This is a genomic window from Lysobacter enzymogenes, assembly GCF_900106525.1.
In the GTDB taxonomy this organism is placed as follows: Bacteria; Pseudomonadota; Gammaproteobacteria; order Xanthomonadales; family Xanthomonadaceae; genus Lysobacter; species Lysobacter enzymogenes.
On record NZ_FNOG01000008.1, the window covers coordinates 82,356 to 102,307 of the forward strand.

The following is a 19,952-nucleotide window of genomic DNA, read 5'->3' on the forward strand; positions in this document are numbered from 1 at the left end:
GCGCATGCACCGCTACGCCCCCGCACTCGACCCGGCCGGCATCGTCCTGCGCGGCCCGCTCGGCGAAGCGCTCGACGCCAACCTCGGCGGCCGCCTGTCGCATTTCATCGTCGACGAAACCAGCCCGGCGATCGCGCTGTTCGCGCCCGAGCGCCGCCGCCACAACAGCGAAGGCGACTGGTACGGCGAACACGCCGGCAAGTGGCTCAGCGCCGCGGCCAAGGCCGCCGCGCGCAGCGGCGATGCGCACCTGCTCGGCAACGTGCGCCGGGTCGCCGACTTCCTGGTGTCGGTGCAGGAACCCGACGGGTATCTGGGCACCTACGCGCCCGAACGCCGCTTCATGCGCAAGCAGCCGCCGAAGCCGGTGAGCTGGGACGGCGCGCCGAGCGTGCGCACCTGGGACATCTGGACCCACGCCTATCTGATCCTCGGCCTGCTCGAAGTGCACAAGCACTTTCCCGAGCCGCGCTACCTCGACGCCGCGCGCCGCATCGGCCGGCTGTGCCTGCGCACGCTGAGCGACGGCGGCATCGACATCACCGAGCTGGGCAACCACTTCGGCCTGTCGGCGACGGTGTTGCTGGATCCGGCCGTGGAGCTGTACTTCGCCACCGGCGAGCGCGATTTTCTCGACCTGGCCCTGACCGTGCTCGGCCAGGCCGATGCGCATCCGCCGCTGGCGTTGCTGACCCGCGCGCTGGCCGGCTTCGATGCGGCCGAGATCGCCACCGGCAAGGCCTATCAGCTGGCCTGGAACCTGGTCGGGCTGGCCAAGCTGCATCGCGCCAGCGGCCACGCCGATTACCTGCGCGCGGCCGAGTCGTTGTGGCGCAGCATCCGCGAGCGCCATCTGACCCTCGGCGGCGGGCCCTGGGGCGGCGTCGCCCATCGCTCGCGCGAAGTGTTCAACGCGCCCGGCGCGTTCAGCCCGCAGGCTTATGTCGAAACCTGTTCGACCCTGGCCTGGATCCAGCTCAACCGCGAACTGCTGGCGATCACCGGGCAAGCGCGCTACGCCGAGGAGATCGAGCGCTCGGCCTACAACGACCTGCTCGCCGCGCAGGCGCCCGACGGCGAGGACTGGTGCTATTACGTGTTCCCGAACGGGCGACGCGTGCACACGACGTACTGGCGCTGCTGCAAGTCCAGCGGCGCGATGGCGGTCGAGGAACTGCCGGGCGTGGCCTACGCGCTGGGCGAGGACGGATCGACGACGCTGAACCTGTACGCCGCGGGTTCGGCGCGCATCGCTCATCCGCTCGCCGGCGAGTTGCTGTTGCAACAGACCACCGACTACCCGTTCGACGGCGCCATCCGCATCCAGGTGACGCCGCAACGCGCGGCGCAGTTCGCGCTGCGGCTGCGGATTCCGTCGTGGGCGCAGGGCGCGCGCATCGAGGTCAACGGCGCCGCCGTCGCCGGCGAGCCGGTCGCGGGCGACTATTTCGCCATCGAACGCGAATGGCGCGAAGGCGACACGGTCACGCTGCAGCTGCCGATGCGGCCGGTCGCGCACCGCGCGCGCAACCGCAACGTGCAGGAATCGCGCGCGCCCGACGGCAGCGCGGTCGCGCAGGAAGTGCTGCATCACGAATACGTGGGCTTCACCTGCGGCCCGCTGGTCTACGCCACCGGCCTGATCGACGGCTTCAAGAGCGAGGAAACCGTGCGCCTGCCCGCCGCGCCCGAATCGGACTGGCTGCAGTGGACGCCGCCCGCCGGCGACGCGCCGCCGCAACTGCAACTGCGCCTGGGCTATCGCGCGCCGCTGTTGTTCGAGCCGTATTACCGCGCCGGCGGCCGCAGCGACGGCGCCTGGCGCCTGACCTGGCTGTCGCTGGCGCCGGCCGGTGCGGCCGATCCGGGCCCGCAACGTGACTTCGCGCACGATGCACACGCCCCAAGCAAGAATTCGTAACGCCAGAACATATGCCGCCTGCCTGTTCGCGCGACGCGCGCGGGCGCACAGTTGAATCGCCCGCACCGTCGAACCGTCCAGGCTCCGCCATCCCACGCATGCATTCCCGTTCCCCGCTTCCGTCCGATCCGAACCGCGCCGGCGCCGGCCCGCTGGCCGGCGTGCGCGTGCTCGACCTCAGCGCCTACATCGCCGGCCCCTACGGTTGCGCCCTGCTCGCCGACCAGGGCGCGGACGTGATCAAGGTCGAGCCGCCCGACGGCGACAACCTGCGCCAGTACCCGTCCACGCTGGCCAGCGAGAGCCGCGCCTTCCTCGGCGTCAACCGCAGCAAGCGCGGCATCGTGCTCGACCTCAAGCGCGCCGAAGACCACGCCGCGCTGCTGCGGCTGGTGCGCGAGGCCGACGTGCTGGTGCACAACTTCCGGCCCGCCGTGCCCAAGCGCCTGGGCATCGACTTCGAACGCCTGCAGTTGATCAACCCGCGCCTGATCTATTGCGCGGTCAGCGGCTACGGCGAAACCGGGCCGATGAAGGACAAGGCCGGTTACGACCAGGTGCTGCAGACCATGACCGGCATGTGCGCGCTGCAAGGCAAGCGCGGCGGCCCGCCGGAAATCATCTACGGCTCGGTGGTGGACTACTACGCCGCCGCCCTGCTCGCCGGCGGCGTGGCCTCGGCGCTGTTCGAGCGCGAGCGCAGCGGCCTGGGCCAGTTCGTCGGCGTGTCGCTGCTGCGCAGCGCGCTGACCATGCAATCGGCGCGGCTGATCTGGGCCGAGGGCGAGGGCCTGGACATCGGCCGCGACATGCGCTCGGGCGGCGTCACCGGCATCCACCCGACCCGCGAGGGCCATCTGTACATCTCGGCCAACACGCCGCGCTTTTGGCAGGCGCTGTGCGAAAAGACCGGGCTGGCCGCGCTGGCCGCCGATCCGCGCTACGACAGCGTGCGCAAGCGCGCCCAGGCCGCCGCCGAGATCGTGCCGCAACTGCACGCGGCGCTGGCCGCGCGTACCGCGCTGGAATGGGAAGCCGCATTCGGCGACGAAGTTCCGTGCGCAGCGGCGCGGCGCATCGAGGACATGTTCGAACACCCGCAGGTGCTGGCCGAAGGCATCGTCGCACCGATCGAGCACCCGGGCGTAGGCCGCTATCGCGGCGTGGCGCAGTCGATCAAGTTCGGCCGCACGCCCGGGCCGGCGCCGTTCGCAGCGCCGGTGTTGGGGCAGGACACCGAAGCGGTGAAGCGCGAGTTGGGCGAGTCCGGGGATGTGGCGGCGCGCAAGCGCGGGTGAGCGGGTTTCGTGGCGGCGATGGCGCTTTCGTCGTCGTCGCAATGGCGCGGTCGCGGCTCGCGCCGCTCCTACAGGGGCTTCGGCCGCTTCGTATCCGACTGTAGGAGCGGCGCGAGCCGCGACCGCGACAACCCAACCACCGCGCCGCTCAATTCCCGAACTTGTCCCACAGCGCCTCGAAATGCCCCGAGAAGCTGCGCACCAGATTGGCATCGTCGGTCACCACCAGATTCTCTTCGTTGCTGGTGGTCGCGCTGCGGGTCCAGTTGAAACTGCCGTTGGCCAGCAACCGCCCGTCGAACAGGGCGAACTTGTGGTGCATGTGAAACGGGCTGTCGTCGATGCGCAGCGGCACGCCCGACTCCAGCAGGCGCGGCACGTCGCTGCCGTCGTCGTAGCGTTTGTCGTTGTCGCTGATCACCCGCACCGCGATGCCGCGCTGGTGGCAGGCCAGAATCTCCTCGGCCAGGCGGTCGTCGGAAATCGTATAGACGCAAACGTCCATGCTGCGCTTGGCCGAGCGGCACAGCTCGCGCAGCTTGCGCAGGCAGGCATCGCCGGGGGCGAAGAACGCGCTGGACACCCTCGCCGGCGCTTCGGCGACCGCGTCCAACGTCTTGACCACCTGCTCCAGCCAACGCAGCGAATCCAGCGTGCGCGGCGGCTGCGCCAGCATCAGCTCGCGGGCCATGTCGAAGGCGCGGTTGCGCAGGTAGCGCACGCGATCGGCCGGCAGCCGCGCGCCGAGTTCGCGCAGTTCGAACTTCTCCTCGACGTCCAGGGCCAGGTCGGCGACGCTGTCGCGCAGGGTACGGTCGAGTTCGGCGAAATCCATCGGAACCTCAGCGCTGGGTGCGGCCGTTGAGCCGGTCGGCGAATTCGTTGAGCGCGCGCTGCAGCTCGCGCTGCTGTTCGGTCATTTCGGCGCGGGTCGGCGCGTCCTGGACCTCGCGTTCGCCGAGCTGCTGGAACAGCTCCACCATCGCCGCGTTGACCCGGCTCTGGCGCTCGTCGTTGTCCTGCAGGCGCTCGACCAGCGGCACGAACGCCTGCTGCAGCTGCGGGCCGAGCCCGCTCAGCGCCGCGCTCAGGGCCGCGCCGGCATCCGCCGGCGGCGCCGCATCGGGCTCGGCCTGCGTCGCGGCGATGCGCTCCAGCGCCGCCAGCAGCTGCGGCCACGGCGCCGGGTCGGCCGGCTTGGCCTGCACCGCCTTGGCCTGTACCGCGCCGGCGCGGTCGGCGGCCGCGTCCAGCGCGCGCACGCTCTCGACCAGATCGTTGAGCTGTGCCACCACGCGCCCGCCGACATCGGCCTCGCCCGCGCCCATCGCCTTGTTGCGCAGGAAATCGCGCTTGATCTGGGCCCAGCGCGCCGCCTGTTCCTCGCTGTGCACGCCGCGCAGCTCGCCGAGCTTGAGCAAGTTCTCCTCGGCGCCGGAGGTCAGCAACTGCGCCTCGCCGAGGTAGTGATCGCCGATCAACTGCTGCAGCTCGGCCGCGTTCATCACCGGCGAAATCTTCTCCGCCAGCTTGTTCATGTTGCGATAGCTGCCTTGCAGCTTGAACGGCGGCTCGGTGCGGTAGGTCTCGGCCTGGGCGGCGCTGGCGATGTACTGCTGGTTGACCCGGTAGACCACGTCGCGCACCTGCACCAGCCGCTCCAGGGTGGCGACGATTTCGTTGATCTCCGCGCCGCTGTAGGCGTGGCGCAGCTCGTTGGCTGAAAACGCCTTGCCCTGGGCCTTGTCGATCAGCTTGTACAGATCGCTCATCTCGCGCGTGGCCAGCGGCGCCAGCACCGGATTGGAGGTCAGGCTGTTCTCGATGTAGCTCAGCAGGAAGGCGTGTTCCATGCCGCCGAGCACATCGCCGAGGTTGTAGATGTCGGCGCGGTTGGCGAGCATGTCCGGAATCTTGAACACCTCGCCGGACTCGGTGTACGGATTGCCGGCCATGACCACGCAGAACTTCTTGCCGCGCATGTCGTAGGTGCGGGTGCGGCCCTTCCACACGCCTTCGATGCGGCGGGTGCCGTCGCACAGCGAGATGAACTTCTGCAGGAACTCGGGATGGGTGTGCTGGATGTCGTCGACGTACAGCATCACGTTGTTGCCCATCTCCAGCGCCAGATTGAGCTTCTCCAGCTCCTGGCGCGAGGTCGCGTCCGGCGCCTGGGCCGGGTCGAGCGAGCGCACCTCGTGGCCGAGCGCGGGGCCGTTGATCTTCATGAAGATCAGGCCCAGCCGGTGCGCCACGTATTCCATCAGCGTGGTTTTGCCGTAGCCCGGCGGCGAAATCATCATCAGCAGGCCCATCAGGTCCGAGCGCTTGCTCTCGCCGACGGTGCCCATCTGCTTGGCCAGGTTGTCGCCGATCACGCCCAGGTAGACGTCGTTGATCAGCTTGTTGCGCACGAACGAACTCAACGGCCGCGGCTTGAACTCCTCCAGGCGCAGCGCCGCGCGCTCGCGCGCGACGATCTGCTGGCGCAGCGCCTGATAGGTCTGGAAGCCGGGCACGAACTGTTCGCGATGGTGGCGCAGCCGCGCCGACCAGTCGTCCACGGCCAGGCGCATGCGGCCCTCGCGGATGCGCGGGTGCTCGCCGAGCAGGCCTTGCAGGTCGGCGCCCAGCTCGGTCTCGCTGGTGGTCTTGGCGAAGTCGTCGTCGAGCAGCAGCAGCGCCGCGGCCTCCGCCGCGTAGGCCGCTTGCGCGGCCAGTTCCGGCGTGCGCGCCAGCGCGTCGATCCAGTTCGTCGCCAGCGCCCAGCGCGCGGCCGGACGCTCGCGCAGCGATTCCAGCGCGGCGGCGAAACCGTCCCACATCCGCGCCGCTTCGAGCTTCTCGCGCAAAGCCTTGAGCAGTTGCGCGGCGTAGCGGCTGAACACGAACCGCGGCTGCGGCGCCGACAGTTCCAGCACCAGGTATTCGGCTGCGCGCGGGGTCAGCGCCGGGTCCACCGGCATCGCCTGCGCCTGCGCCCACGCCGCCATCGCCGCGGCGACTTCGCCGCGCAACGCGGCCAGGCCGTCGGCGCTGGCGAACAGGCGCTGGATGTCGGCCGCGGTGCGCGCGCGTTCCGGCCACAGCGCCGGCTCACCCTGCCCGCCCTGCAGCGACCAGAAGTACGCCGCCCACGCGCGCGCGGCCGGCTCGAAGCTGAGGCTGCCGGCGCTGTCGCGCAGCGGCAGCAACACCTGCAGGATCAGCGCGGCGTCGTGGTCGTGGATGCCCTTCTCATAGCCTTCGCGATAGCGCGGCGCGGCGAAGTCGCGGATCGTGCGCGCCAGCGCGTCCGGCTGCGCCAGCTGTTCGCGCAGCAGGTCCATGCTGAGGTTTTCGCGCCCGGCCTGCGCCGCTTCGATCGCCAGCCCGGCCAGATACTCGCCGCGGTACAGCTGCGGCGATTCGGAATCCATCGACACGCCCCAGTAGTCGCGCGCCGCGTCCAGGCCGGCATCATTGATCGGCTCGAAGAAATCGGTGCCGGTCAGATGCAGGTTGAGCGCGTCGCCGCGCGGCATCAGGGTCAGGTCGAGTTCCTGAGTGTTGACGCTGAAACGATGACGCGGGCCGAGCTTGATGACCCCGCCGCCGTCCTCGAACAGTTCGCTGCGGTCGCGCAGCGCGCGCACCGCCTGGTCGCGCGCGCCCTTGAGCCGCGCCTCGACATCGTCGGCCTTGACGTTGTCCTTGAGCGCGCGCAGGCGCTCGGCCAACTCGCGCAGCTTGAGGATCAGCGCGTCGCCGGCGAAGAACGCGTTGAGCTCGTCGCTGTTGGCGAAGCGCGCGGTGCGCCGGCCCAGGCCTTCGAGGATGCGCGCGGCCGCGTCCATCACCGCCTGCGCCTTGCGCTGGCGCTCGTCCAGCAAGGTCTGCTTGTGCGCTTCGAAGGTTTCCAGCAACTCCTCGCGCTTGGCCAGGATGTCGCCGAGGAAGGCCTCGTGTTCGCCGAACTGGCTTTCCAGTTCTTCCAGTTGCACCAGCAGGCGCGAGAGCTGTTCGTCGGCCTTTTCCGGATCCTGCGCCAGCGCCAGCGCGCTGGCGATGCTCTGGCCGAACAGGGTGAACTGGGCGCCGAACTGGGCCACCGATTCGGCCGAGCCCAATTGCTTGCGGCGCTGGTCCGCGCGCGCCTTGGCCTGGTTGAGCTTGGCGTAGATTTCCGAGATCGCCTCGACCACGCGCGTGCGTTGGGTCGCGTCGTCGACTTTCAGCGTCGCCATCAGCCCCGATAGCATGTCCAGATCGCCCGACATCGCCTGCAGCTGGGTCAGCGGTTCGGTCAGTTGCGTCACCGTGGTCGCGGCCTGGGCCTGGGCATCGAGCTGCGCGAGCTTTTCGCCCAGCGGCGCCAGCGCCTTGTCGCCGGCCAGGAACGCGCCGGTGGCCGCGCCGATGCGCTCGTGCGCGGCGATCAGCGCCTGCTCCATCTCGTCGATCTTCGCCACATCGATGTAGCGGTACTCGCGGATGGTCAGCAGGTGCCCGCGCTGCGCGGTCAGGCCGTTGAGCGCATCGACGAAGGGCTGCACTTGTTCCCAGTTGTCCGGCTGCAGACTGTCGAACAAGGCCTTCTGCTTGCTCTGCGCCTCGCGCATGGCGCGCTCGGACTGGCTGCGGATGCCTTCGACTTTCTCGTACTCGTCCAGCACCGACTCGGCGGTGGCGGCGATCTCGCGCAGCAGCGGCGCCACATCGCCGCAATTGGGGTCGCTGAGCCAATGGTGGGCGTCGAACAGGCGCCGGGTGTTCTGCGCGAGCAAGCCGTAGCGCTGCGCCGAGACCTCGGTGGCCTCGATCTCGCGGCTCAGGCTGATCAGCTCGGACATGCCGCGCACCAGCTCGGCGTTGCCGATCTTGCCCATGAAGGTGTTGCCGGCCGGTTGCTTTGCTGCGTATTCCTCGCTGGCGTAGGGCGTCTGCCACACCTGCATCGGGTGCACGCGGGTCGGCTCGTCGCTTTCGGTGGCGAAGATCACCATGCGCCCGTCTTCCAGGCGCGCGTAACCGTGGCCGAAGATCGGCGTCTGCAGGCGCCGCTCGATCAGGTTGTAGGTGAACATCGCCGTGCGGCCCTGCTCGGGCTCGTAGAACAGGTACATCACGTCTTCGCCGTTGGGCGAGCGGATGTTGCGCTTGTAGCGCATACCGTCCATCGACTGATCGAAGCGCTTGTGCTCGCCGTTCTGCAGGTAATAGCCGCCGGGGAAGATGATGCCGTGGTCTTCCGGCAGCTGGATGCAGGCCAGGCCGATCTCGTCCAGCCGCACCACCTTGCGGGTGAGCGTGTTGAACACCAGGTAGCGCCACTGCTCTTCGCGATACGGCAGGATCTTGAGCAGGATCAGGCTGCCGACCCGGGCGTAGTCGACCTGGGCGTCGTCGAGCGACTGGGTCTTGTCCTGGACCGGCTCGCGGTAGATGCCCTGACCGTCCTCGGTGTTGTTCTCGACCTTGATCGTGAGATCGCCGCCGACGGTTTCGACGAACACGCTGTCGAGAATATTGAGATGCGGATGGCGGCCGTTGACCACCATGTCGCGGCCGGCGCGGATCCACTCGAAGTCGTACGGCGCCGGCAGCGCGATGTCGCGCTCGCCGCGGTTGTCGATATAGCGCACCTCACCGTCGGGCGAGACCGACCAGCGGAACACGCGCAGGTCGGTGATGCGCTCGCCGATCTGGAACGCGGCCAGCAGCTTGCCGTCGCGCACGATCAGCTGGATCAGCCGGGTGTGCTTGTAGTACGCGTACAGCTCGCGGAAATCGTGGGCGAAGCTGTCGATGCCGAGGAAACTGCCCTTGAGCTCGACCGGGGTGACATCAAAGCCCTCCGGCCCCTGCACCAGCTTGTACAGCGAGAACACGTCGGCGACCGCGGTCTCTTTCTTGAGCCCCATGAACACGTTGTAGCCGAACACCAGGAACTCGCCGACCTGGACGATGTCGCGGGCGACGCAGTTGTTCTCGGTGCGGATGCGGAAGCGCCCGACCACCTCCATCTGGCTGCTGCCGAATTCGGCCAGCCGCTGCTTGTTCAAGCCGTCGGCCAACGCGCGCAACTTCTGGCCTTGTTCGGCCAGGCGCTTGCTCAGCACCTCGTAGGCGCCGCCCTGGGCGACGGCCTGATCGACTGCGCTGCTGTCGCCGGCCGTTGCCGAGCCAGCAGTGGAAGCGCCCGCGGCCGCTGCCGCGGCGGGCTTGGTATCCGCCATGTTTCGTCCTACCGATAGTACCGTCGGCGCGCACGCGCGCCGACGGCGTCACATCGATGCGCCGCCGTCAGCGGCGGCGCATTCCCTGGCTGAGCGCCGCGCTCAGGAATCCAGCGCGGCGGCGCCGTCGGCCGCCTTGTCGCCGGCGGGCTTGGTCTCGGCCTTGGCCAGGATGCGCTGCAGCACGTCCTGCACGATCGGGCTCTTGCCGGCCACGCCCTCGATCGCCTTGCCGACCGACAGCGCCTTGGCGAAGGAATCGAAGAACGCGCCTTCGCCGCCGACGATGTCGATGTTGGCCTTGCTGAGCGCGGCCGACAGCACCTCGGACTGCTCCTTGGCGATTTCCTTGTTGGCCTCGATCCCGGCGATCGCCTGCTCGAAGCTCTTTTCCAGCTGCATGCGGAACTCTTCGTGCGCGCGCGCCTGGTCGCTGAGCGAATCCAGCGCGCCGAACTTCTGCGCCAGGCCCTCGGCCTCGGACTTGAACTTCTGCAGCAGCACCTCGGCTTCCGACAGGCCCAGGGCCTGGGTCGCCTTGGCCTTGGCCGCACCCAACTGCTCCTCGCCGCGCGCCTGCGCGAACAGGTTCTCTTCCAGCACCTTGGCGTCGGACAGGCCCTGCTTCTGCTTGGCCTCGGCCTGCGCCTCGATCACGCGCGCCTGCGCCAGACCCTTTTCCTGCTCGCCCTTGGCTTCCGCGCCCATGGTTTCGGCGATCACGCGCGCCTTGGCCAGGCCTTCCTTCTCGGCCGCGGCCGCGGTGACTTCGCGCACCCGCGCATCGGCCAGGCCCGGCGCGGCGCGCTCGGCCTCGATGCCTTCGGCCAGCTTCTTCTTGGCCTCGGCGGTCTTGCCGGCGGCCTCGAACTCGGCCTGAGCCAGCGTGGTCATCTCCACCGCCTTGTGCTTGGACGCGGTCTCGTCGGCCTCGGCCTGCTTGACCTGGCGCACCAGCTCTTCCTCGGCCGACGCCTGCGCGGCGAGCACGGCGACCTGCTTGGCGCGGTCGGCCTCGGACACCTGGCGCACTTCCTTGATCCGCTCTTCTTCCTGCGCCACGGTCTTCTCGACCGCAATGCGCTCGCGGATGACGTTGGCGATTTCCTTGCGCTGCTCTTCCAGCGCGCGTTCCTTCTCGATCCGGTTCAGCTCGACCTCGCGCTCGCGCGAGACCACTTCCAGATCCTTGGCGCGGGTGACCTTCTCGACCTCGATCACCACCGCGCGCTGGCGGTTCTGCTGCGCCACTTCGACTTCGCGCTGGCGGTTCTGCTCGCGGATGTCGATCTGTTCCTGCGCGGCGATGCGCGCCTGCTCGGCCTTCAGGCGCTCTTCTTCCTGGACCTTGGCGGTCTCGGCCTGCTCGCGCGCCTGGATGGTCTGGATCTCGCGCTTCTGCCGCGCCTCGGCGTCGGCCTGCTGGCGTTCCAGCGCCAGCATCGCCTCGCGGGTCTCGACGTTCTTCTTGGTGATCGCCAGCTGCTCGTTGCGCTCGAGCTCGTTGGTGATGACGTTCTGCGCCGCGGTCAGCTCGGTGATCTTGCGGATGCCTTCGGCGTCGAGGATGTTGGTCGGATCCAGCGAAGCCTTCGGCGTCTGCTCCAGGTAATCGATCGCCACGTCTTCGAGCACGTAGCCGTTGAGGTCGTTGCCGATCACCTCGATGATGCGGTCGCGGAACTCCTGGCGGTTCTCGAACAGCTTGACGAACTCGATCTGCTTGCCGACGGTCTTGAGCGCCTCGGAGAACTTGGCGTTGAACAGCTCGTTGACCGCGGTGCGGTCGGACGCGCGGTCCACGCCGATGGCCTTGGCGACCTTGAGCACGTCCTGCTGGGTCTCGTTGACGCGCAGGTAGAAGGCGACGGTGATGTCGGCGCGCATGTTGTCGCGGCAGATCAACCCGTCCTTGGCCCGACGGTCCACTTCCAGGGTGATCAAGGAGATCTTCATGAACTCCTTCTTGTAGATCACCGGATAGACCAGCGCACCGGTGAAGTGCACCTTCGGCGTGGCGGACATGTCGTTGACGATCAAGGCCGTGCCCTGCGGCACCTTGATGTAGAAGGCCTTGAACATCAACAGCATGACGAAAATCATCAGTACGACGACGACGATGGCGGCGCCGACGATCATCAAGTTGCCCATTTGCATCTCCCTATGACACGACTGCATGTCGCGGCCGACAAGGCGGCGACGGTTCGTTGGCGGGCGGCTGCGTTCAGCCGCCGCGGAATTCGTCCTCGCTGACCGCGCGGTAGGCGTTCTGGTCCTCGAGGTATTCGATCAGCACGACCCGGTCGCCGCGCTTGAAGCGCTGCGGGTCTTCGTCGCGGATCTGCAGGATCAGGCCCGCGCCGCCGTCTTCGACGCTGGCGGTGCCGGTGCCGCGGTTGACCGGGCTGCGGATGGTCGCGACCTGGCCGAGGATCGGCCGCGCCGGCCCGGGCTGCATCTTGCGCAACAGCTTGCGCAGCGGCCGCAGCGCCAGCGCGGCGACCGGCAGCGACAGGCAGAAGTTGACGAAGATGATCAAAGCGCCCGCGGCGATGCGCAGCGGCGTGCCCGGCACCAGGCTCAGCAGGTAGATGTCGGCGTAGTAGGTCAGGATCCAGCCGACCAGCACGATCACGCTGACCACCACGGTGATCGGGATGCCGCCCAGGCCCAGGCGCATCAGCGGATCGAAGATGCCGTGCTGCGGATGATGCGCGCCGTCGACCAGGGTGTGGTCGCCCAGGCCGTGCGCGCCGTGGCCGTGGCCGTCGCCGCCGATCCATCCATCGATCATTTCGCCGCCGGCCAGCCCCACCGCCGACAGCAGCCAATAGCCCACGACCACGCCGAGCAGGACGGTGTAGAACGCCGTCGGCAACGTCAGGATCGTGCTGAAGAAATCGCCCATTTCGTTTCCCTCCCCCGCTTGCCGCATCGCCCGCGGCGCCTCCATGAAACCGGCCGACCCCATGTCGACCGGCCGTATCGATCCGGGCGCTCAGCCCGGCAGCTTCTGCCGCAACCGCGCCAGCACCGCTTCGGCGCCGGCCTCGTCGGCGATGATGCCGGCGTCGCGCAGTTTGCGTTCCAACGCATCGCCGTTGTCGTGGCGCGCCAGTTCCGCCGCCGCCTCCATGCGCGCGCCGCGTTCGGCCTGCTTGAGCTTGATCCGGGCCAGCGAATCCACCGCGGTCTGCAGGCGGTTGTGCGGCCCGGCGTAGCGCTGCGCGACCGCGGCCTGCGCGCGCTGCATGCTTTCGGTGGCCTTGACCGTGTCGAGCTGCTGCTTGAGCCGGCGGATGTTGCCTTCGGCCATCGCCACCGCGCGGCGCAGTTCGGCGACGCTGGCGGCGAGCTGGCCCAGATGCGCTTCGTCGTCGCCGCGCGCGGTTTCCAGCGCGGCGATCTTGTCGGCGACCTCGCGCGCCAGCGCGTCCTCGCCCGACTCCAGCGCCTTGATCGCATAGCCTTCGTACTCGGCGATCTTGTCCGCGCGCTGCGCCAACGCGCGCTCGGCCAGGGTGTGGCGCGCGATCAGATGCGCCAGCGATTCGCGCGACTGGCGCAGGTCGATGTCGCAGTCGCGGATTTCCTGGTCGAGGATGCGCAGCGCCTGGCTATCGGCCCAGGCCTCGCCGAGTTCCTGCGCGCCGGCGCGCACCGAAGTCAGCAGCTTGCTCCAGATGCCGTCGTGCTTGGCCATCACGCCGCCTCCAGCAGTTGCGTCTCGTAGGCCTCGGTGGCCTTGATGACGTTGTCGGCCAGGGTTTCGATCTCATAAAGCACGTTCGACAGCGACGACGACGCGCTGAGCGCGCCGAACATCATGTACACCGCTTCGCCGTCGGCGAGGGTCTCGATGCCGATGGTCGACAGCGGGAACACCTTGTGGGTGCGCAGCACTTCTTCGTTGAACGCGTTGGCGTCGCGCACGTGCGCGACCGGCCACAGCAGCGCCTCGACCACGATCTGCTCGCCGACCACGGCCACGAACAGCGGCAGGTCGCCATAGTCGGCCATGACCAGGTGCAGGCTCGGCTCGGCGCCGTCGATCAGTTCGATCTGCGAGTCGCCGTAGACGAATTCCTCGAGCTGGCACAGCGCGTCGTACAGCCCCGTCGCGGTCCAGACCTTGCCGTCGTTCATGTCCCTCTCCACCTGTCCGCGCCCGGCCGCCGCACCGCGCGGCTGCCGCATCCGCTTCTCCACCGCCAGCAGTTCGTCGGCGAACTCGGGCAGCACCCACAGCTCTTTCTTGACCAGGCCTTTCTCGCGCAGTCGTTCGCGGTGGCGGCGCTGGTAGTAGGCGGAGGATCGGCGTTCCATGCGGTCCAAGGTAAGTCATTACATGTGACACAGGCAAGATGTCACATGTGAGAGCCGACGAACGGCGGGGCGAGGCGGTTGAGTCGCCTTCGGTGCTTTCGGATCAAGGGCTTGGGAGCGGCCAGGAGGGCCGCGTCGGTGCGGGTGGATGCGCGGTCGCGGTTTGCGCCGCTCCTATAGGGGCTGCGGGCAGGAGCGGCGCGGCCGGGAAGTCAGGCGGGGATGCCGTGCTGCTGGCGCGCTTCGGCGATGCGGCGCTGGACTTCGGGATCCAGCGAGCCGAATTCGGCCTGCTTGAAGATGTTGCCGAGCACGCGCTTCTCGTCCTCGTCGATGGTCTGATCGCGCAGGGCGAGGTCGAGCAGGTTCTGCAGCTCGGCGACGTCGAGGGTGCCGTCGTTGGTGAAGACCTGGATCGAGGCGAGCGCGATCACGAGGTGGCTCTTGGGCTGGGCCATGGTTGCAACTCCGTTGCGGATGATGAAGTCCCGGTGCGGCGGCCATCGCGGCCGGCGCGTGATGGGATCGACTATAGCAAGGTCGGTGCGGGCGTCGTGGTGCACAGCGGGGCAGCGGCGCGGGAATGGGTTCGCCGTAATCGTGTTGTCGCGGTCGCGGCTTGCGCCGCTCCTACAGGGGCTTCGGTCGGCTTCGTATCCGACTGTAGGAGCGGCGCGAGCCGCGACCGCGACAACGCAACCGCGACGAAACCCAATGCAACGCACGCATCGACCGCGCAAAACAAAACGGGCCCGATGCTCGCGCATCGGACCCGCTCGTTTGCAGCCGGCGCCGCGAGGCGCCCGGCTCAATCGGCGATCACCACACCACTTCGGCCATCGAGCAGTTCAGGCCCGAGCCGATGCCCAGCAGCGCGACCCGGTTGCCCTTCTTCAGCCGGCCCATCTCGCGCAGCTTGCTCAGCACGATCGGCACCGAGGCCGGGCCGATGTTGCCGTGTTCGCCGAAGATGGTCATGACCTTGTTCGGGTCGATGCCGAAGGCCTTGAGGAAGGCCTGGGTGTGCGCGCGGCTGACCTGGTGGATGACGAATTCGTCGAGCTCTTCCACCGCCCAGCCCAGCGCGGCGCGCGCGGCGGTGAAGGTCTTCTGGCCGAGCTTGAGGCCTTCGATCATCAGCATGCGGCCGTCGGCGACCATGCGGTCGTGGTGCAGGTCGCCCACGCACAGGTGGTTCCACTCGGTGGCCGAACGGGTCACGCCGCCGCGGTAGCGCGGCGCGCCCGGCGCCAGTTCGGCGCGGGCCAGCACCATCGCGGCGGCGCCCGAACCCAGAGTCAGCGTCGCCATTTCGTCGCGCAGCTGCGATTCGGTGACGTCGGCGCGCGAGAGACGGTCGAGGGTCTTCTCGTAGGCCTTGTTCGCGGTTTCGCCGTCGACGACCAGGGCGTAGTCGATCTCGCCGCGCTCGATCATGCGGCCGGCGATGTCCATGCCGTTTATGAAGGCCAGACAGGCGTTGGCGACGTCGAAGTTCTGGCAGTTCTCGCCCAGGCGCAGGTTGCCGGCGACGATCGAAGCGGTCGACGGCTCCAGGTAGTCGCGGCTGACCGAGGTGTTGACCAGCAGGCCGATGCGGTCGGCGTCGACGCCGGCATCGGCCAGCGCCTTGACTCCGGCCAGGGTGGCCGCTTCCGAAGGCTTGACCTCGCCGTCCCACAGACGGCGCTCGCGTACGCCGGCGATGTTCTGCAGCACGTCCACCTTGATGCCGAGGCGATCGAGCGTCGGCTTGAGCCGGGCGTTGATTTCCTCAGTGGTCAGCTTTCGCGGCGCGTCGACATGGGCGAGGCCGGCGATGGCTACGTGTTGGAACAGCATGGGCGCGAACCCTTGGCAGGCGAAAAGTGCGACAGGTTAGCGCCTTCGTGCCCCCTATGCACCAGCAAAGGTCATGCCTGGGCCTGGACCTGAACCAAGCCGAAAGGGTTATTTCTGTTTTTATTCAGTGACTTACAGCGGTTTTTGCACCGCAAAAAAGCCGTACGCCGGCGTTTGGATTTGCGCTCAACCGCCGATCGGGAAGGTCTGGGCGCTGCCCGAAGCCGGGTTTTGCGCGGCCGGGGCGGTCGTGCGCGGGGCATTGGCGCCGCAGCGGAAGGCGGCGAAGCGCTGCGCGCCCTCGGCCGGCGGGGCCAGCGCCTGGATGGTGTCGGCCTGCAACGCGGGCGCTTCGTTGCGCGCCAGGGTTTCCAGTTCCTCGCGCACGCGCAGCTCGTTGCGCTCGTAGAAGGCGATGTTGTGCTTGACCGCGACCTGCACCTCGCCGCGCTTCTCGCAGCCGGGCGCCGCGCCCGGGGACAGCACGCGTACCGCCTGCGCGCCGGGGGCCATGTTGACCCAGGTGCAGGCCGAGACGCTCAGAGCCAGGAACACGATTGCCGGTGCGCGCATGCGGAACCTCGATGAGTGCGGTTGGAACCGGGCGGCATTGTCGCCGGAAACGGCTGAGCGCGATAGGAACGCGACGGCCGCGAAAACAAAACGGGCCGCCCCTGCGGGCGGCCCGTCGATGTCACGCTCTCATTGCAAGGCGCCGCCGCGACGCCGGCGCCGCGGCCGGGCTCAGCGCACCGGCTTGCCGTCGCTGTCGATGACCTTGACCTCGCCCAGGCCGAGCGCGCGCACCGGCTGCTCGATCTTGGACAGGTCGCCGACCACCACCCAGGTCAACGCGGCCGGATCGAGCGTCTTGGCCGCGGCCTGCGCCAGCGCCGGCGTCATCGCCTCGTTGCGCGCCTTGTATTGCAGGATGTAATCGGCCGGGCGCCCGTAGCGCAGGTCGGCGCCGACCTGGCCGAGCAACGCGTCGCCGGTTTCGTAAGCGCCCGGCAGGCTCAGCGTGTTGGCGGCGCGGACCTTGGCCACTTCGGCCTCGCTGATCGGCTTGCTGCCGCTGCTGAAGGCTTCGATTTCGCGCTTGAGCTCGGCCAGCGATTCGACCGTCTTGTCCGACTGCACCGCCGCCTGGGCGATCCACGGGCGCTGGCCGAGCGCGTTGCCCGAGCCGCTGTAGGAACCGTAGGCCCAGTGCTTGTCCTCGCGCAGGTTCATGTTGAGGCGCGAGCTGAACTCGCCGCCGAGCACGCCGTTGGCGAAGTCGAAATCCACCGTGCTCTTGTCGCCGGTCGGCGCGATCAGCTCGCCGACGTAGAGGTTGGACTGGATCGCGCCGGGCTGGTCGACCAGGAACACCCGCGGCGCCTTCGGCCGCGCCACCGCGGCCAACGCCGGCAGCGCCGGCGCGTCGGCCGCTCCCTTCCAGTCGCCGAAGCGCTTTTCCAGCAGCGGCACGATCTGCGCCAGGGTGGTGTCGCCGACCACGATCGCGCGGGCGCGCTGCGGCTGCAGCCAGTCGCGGTGGAAGGCGACCAGGTCGTCGCGCTGGATCGAGCCGATCGAGGCCTCGGTGCCGGTGCCGGTGAACGGAATCGCATACGCGTGGCCGCCGCCGTACAGCAGCGGCGGCAGCACCCGCAGCGCCGCGGTCTGCGGGCGCGCCTTCTCCTGCTTGATCCCGGCCAGCCACTGCGCGCGCACGCGGGCGATTTCGCCCTCTTCGAAGCGCGGGCGGCGCACGGTGTCGGCGAACAGGTCCAGCGAGGGTTCGAGCTTGTCGCTCAGCGCCGACAGGGCGACGCTGGCGCCGTCGAGGCTGGCGCCGCTGCTGAGTTCGGCGCCCAGCGATTCCTTGCGCGCCGACAGCTGCAGCGCGCCGTAGTCGCCGGCGCCCTCGTCGAGCATGGCCATGGCGAAGCTGGCGGTGCCGATCTTGCGGCCCAGGTCGGCGCTGAAGCCGCCGGGGAATTCCATCTGCAACTGCACCACCGGGGTTTCGTGGCGCTCGATCAGCACCACCTGCATGCCGTTGCTGAGCGTCGCGGTCTGCCGCTGCGGGAACTTCAGCGCCGGGAAGCTCGCGGTTTTCGGCACGCCGAGGCTGCGGTCGACCTCGGACTTGACCGTCTTGAAGCGCGGATCCGGCGCCGGCAGCGCCGCGGGCGCGGCGGCCGGCGCGGCGCGCGCGGTTTCCGGCAGCGCCGAGGCCGGCTTGTCGCCAGGCACCACCACGATGGTGTGCGAGCCCTTGCCCAGCCACTTGCGCCCGGCCGCCTGCACGCTGGCGATGCTGGCCTTGTCGAGATCGGCCAGCTCGTTGCGGTAGCAATCGGGCTTGCCCAGGAACACCGCGCAGCGGGCCAGCACGTCGGACTTGCCGCCGAAGCCGCCGATGCGCTCGATCCCGCGCACGAACTCGGCGCGGCTGGCGGTCTTGGCCCGGTCCAGTTCTTCCGCGCTCGGGCCCTGCGCGATCAGGCGCGCGATTTCCTCGTCGATGGCCGCGCGCACTTTCGCCGGGTCCACGCCCTGCTTGACGTTGGCGACCACGACCAGGGTGCCGCTGATTTCGGCGTCGTTGATCGAGACGCTGGCGCTGTCGGCGATGCGGTCGCGGTGGACCAGGCGCTCGTCCAGGCGCGAGGCGGCGCTGCCGCCGAGCACCTGCGCGAACAGGCCCAGGTCGGTGCCGTCGGCGGCGCCGAACTGGGCGACCGGCCAGGCGCGGTACACGCGCGCCTGCGGCACGCGGTCGCCGATGGTTTCCTCGGTGTCGCGCTCGCGCTGGGGGATGCGCGTGGCCATGTCCTTGAGCGTGGCGGTGGCGGGGATGTCGCCGAAGTAGCGCAGCGCCTTTTGCTTGGCGGTGGCCGCGTCGATGTCGCCGGCCAGCACCAGCACTGCGTTGTTGGGGCCGTACCAGCTGCGGAACCAGGTCTTCACGTCCTCCAGCGAGGCCGCGTCGAGGTCGGCCATCGAGCCGATGGTCGACCAGCTGTACGGATGGTCGGCCGGGTACAGCGCTTCGTAGAGCTTGCCGCTGATGCGGCGGCCGTAGGGCTGGTTCTCGCCCTGGCGCTTCTCGTTCTGGACCACGCCGCGCTGTTCGTCCAGGGTCTTTTGGTCGATCGCGCCGAGCAGGTGGCCCATGCGGTCGGATTCCATCCACAGCGCCATGTCCAGCGCGGTGGTCGGGACGTTCTGGAAGTAGTTGGTGCGGTCGACGTTGGTGGTGCCGTTCTGGTCGGTGGCGCCGACCAGTTCGAACGGGCCGAAGAATTCGTCGCGATGGTTTTCCGAGCCCTGGAACATCAGGTGCTCGAACAGATGGGCGAAGCCGGTGCGGCCGGGCTGCTCGTTCTTGCTGCCGACGTGGTACCAGACGTTGACCGCGACGATCGGCGCCTTGCGGTCGGTGTGCACGATCACCCGCAGGCCGTTGGGCAGGGTGAACTCCTCGTAGGCGATGCCGACCGCGGCGGCGGGCCGGGCGGCGGCGGCCGGCGCGGCCAGGACCGCGGCGGGCGCGGCCAGCGCGGCGGCGAGCGCCAGGGCGAGCGCGGCGGCGCGCGGAAGACGGGACGAGGAAAGCTGGGGCATGACGGCTCCGGTCGAGATGGCGTCCATGGGCGGACCACCGGCCATCTTAGGCGGCCGCGGCCGCGCCGGGCATGGGCCGGCGGTCACGTGGGGTGGCGGCCCGCTGCGGCGTTGCGCTTCCGGGGTGCGGGTGCGGGTGCGGGTGCGGGTGCGGGTCGGGTGCGGACGTGGGCGCCGGTGCGCGACCCGGGCGCGGCCGTCGACGCCGGGCCGCATAATGGCGCGATGTTCAACGTCATCCTGTTCCAGCCGGAGATTCCGCCCAACACCGGCAACGTCATCCGCCTGTGCGCCAACACCGGCGCGGCCCTGCACCTGATCGCGCCGCTGGGCTTCACCCTGGAAGACAAACAGCTCAAACGCGCCGGCCTGGACTACCACGAGTACGCCAGCCTCAAAGTGCACGACAGCCTAGACGCCGCGCTGTCCGCGATCGCCGCGGCGCAGGGCGCGGCCCCGCGCCTGTTCGCGCTGAGCACGCGCGGCCGCGAACGCTTCGACGCCCCGCGCTACGCCGCCGGCGACGCCTTCCTGTTCGGCCCGGAAACCCGCGGCCTACCGCAAGCGGTGCTGGACGCGCTGCCGCCGGAGCAACGCTTGCGGCTGCCGATGCGGCCGGGCAACCGCAGTTTGAATCTGTCGAACACGGTGGCGGTGGTGGTGTTCGAGGCTTGGCGGCAGTTTGGATACGCGGGTGGACAGTGAGGTAGTTCTAGGCGACCGCGTCGA

The 19,952-nt window shown here is 69.1% G+C and carries 12 protein-coding genes and 1 pseudogene; 3 read left to right on the forward strand and 10 right to left on the reverse strand.

Annotation, left to right across the window (positions count from 1 at the left end; genetic code table 11):
* Window positions 1-4: 4 nt before the first annotated feature.
* Both BLU84_RS19185 and BLU84_RS19190 read left to right on the forward strand, forming a co-directional pair.
* Entirely contained in the window at window positions 5-1,921 is a 1,917-nt protein-coding gene (locus BLU84_RS19185) for a glycoside hydrolase family 127 protein (protein ID WP_083382868.1), read from the forward strand.
* Window positions 1,922-2,019: 98 nt separating this feature from the next.
* Window positions 2,020-3,219 (forward strand): CaiB/BaiF CoA transferase family protein, encoded by a 1,200-nt coding sequence (locus tag BLU84_RS19190; RefSeq protein ID WP_074871017.1) that lies wholly within the window; start codon window positions 2,020-2,022, stop codon window positions 3,217-3,219.
* A gap of 148 nt (window positions 3,220-3,367) precedes the next feature.
* Here the strand turns inward: BLU84_RS19190 and BLU84_RS19195 are convergent, their stop codons facing one another.
* The 10 genes and pseudogenes from BLU84_RS19195 to BLU84_RS19240 all read right to left on the reverse strand — a co-directional run bounded on the left by BLU84_RS19195 (window position 3,368) and on the right by BLU84_RS19240 (window position 19,223).
* The gene (locus BLU84_RS19195) at window positions 3,368-4,054 is read right to left on the reverse strand and encodes a phospholipase D-like domain-containing protein (protein ID WP_074871021.1); all 687 of its coding nucleotides are present in this window, start codon (window positions 4,052-4,054) and stop codon (window positions 3,368-3,370) included.
* Window positions 4,055-4,061: 7 nt separating this feature from the next.
* Window positions 4,062-9,437: a DNA repair ATPase gene (locus tag BLU84_RS19200; protein WP_083382870.1), complete on the reverse strand. Its 5,376-nt coding sequence runs from the start codon at window positions 9,435-9,437 to the stop codon at window positions 4,062-4,064.
* Between the two features lie 102 nt (window positions 9,438-9,539).
* Window positions 9,540-11,588 (reverse strand): flotillin family protein, encoded by a 2,049-nt coding sequence (locus BLU84_RS19205; protein ID WP_139175129.1) that lies wholly within the window; start codon window positions 11,586-11,588, stop codon window positions 9,540-9,542.
* 73 nt (window positions 11,589-11,661) lie between these two features.
* Entirely contained in the window at window positions 11,662-12,345 is a 684-nt protein-coding gene (locus BLU84_RS19210; RefSeq protein ID WP_074871024.1) for a hypothetical protein, read from the reverse strand.
* Window positions 12,346-12,435: 90 nt separating this feature from the next.
* Complete coding sequence (locus tag BLU84_RS19215) at window positions 12,436-13,140, reverse strand: PspA/IM30 family protein (protein WP_074871026.1); 705 nt, start codon at window positions 13,138-13,140, stop codon at window positions 12,436-12,438.
* Window positions 13,140-13,763, reverse strand: a complete 624-nt coding sequence (gene bacA, locus BLU84_RS19220) for a biofilm formation regulator BacA (RefSeq protein ID WP_074871029.1) — start codon at window positions 13,761-13,763, stop codon at window positions 13,140-13,142. The genes BLU84_RS19215 and bacA overlap by 1 nt, the downstream gene beginning before the upstream one ends.
* Before the next feature lie 212 nt (window positions 13,764-13,975).
* Window positions 13,976-14,221 (reverse strand): hypothetical protein, encoded by a 246-nt coding sequence (locus tag BLU84_RS19225; RefSeq protein WP_074871031.1) that lies wholly within the window; start codon window positions 14,219-14,221, stop codon window positions 13,976-13,978.
* A gap of 361 nt (window positions 14,222-14,582) precedes the next feature.
* Window positions 14,583-15,605: a 3-oxoacyl-ACP synthase III gene (locus BLU84_RS19230; protein ID WP_074871033.1), complete on the reverse strand. Its 1,023-nt coding sequence runs from the start codon at window positions 15,603-15,605 to the stop codon at window positions 14,583-14,585.
* Window positions 15,606-15,875: 270 nt separating this feature from the next.
* A pseudogene (locus BLU84_RS19235) lies at window positions 15,876-16,178 on the reverse strand (DUF4156 domain-containing protein); the annotation flags it as partial.
* Between the two features lie 171 nt (window positions 16,179-16,349).
* Window positions 16,350-19,223 (reverse strand): M16 family metallopeptidase, encoded by a 2,874-nt coding sequence (locus BLU84_RS19240; protein ID WP_074871393.1) that lies wholly within the window; start codon window positions 19,221-19,223, stop codon window positions 16,350-16,352.
* Between the two features lie 225 nt (window positions 19,224-19,448).
* Between BLU84_RS19240 and BLU84_RS19245 the strand changes: the two genes are divergently transcribed.
* The gene (locus tag BLU84_RS19245; RefSeq protein WP_074871396.1) at window positions 19,449-19,928 is read left to right on the forward strand and encodes a tRNA (cytidine(34)-2'-O)-methyltransferase; all 480 of its coding nucleotides are present in this window, start codon (window positions 19,449-19,451) and stop codon (window positions 19,926-19,928) included.
* The last annotated feature ends 24 nt before the right edge of the window (window positions 19,929-19,952 follow it).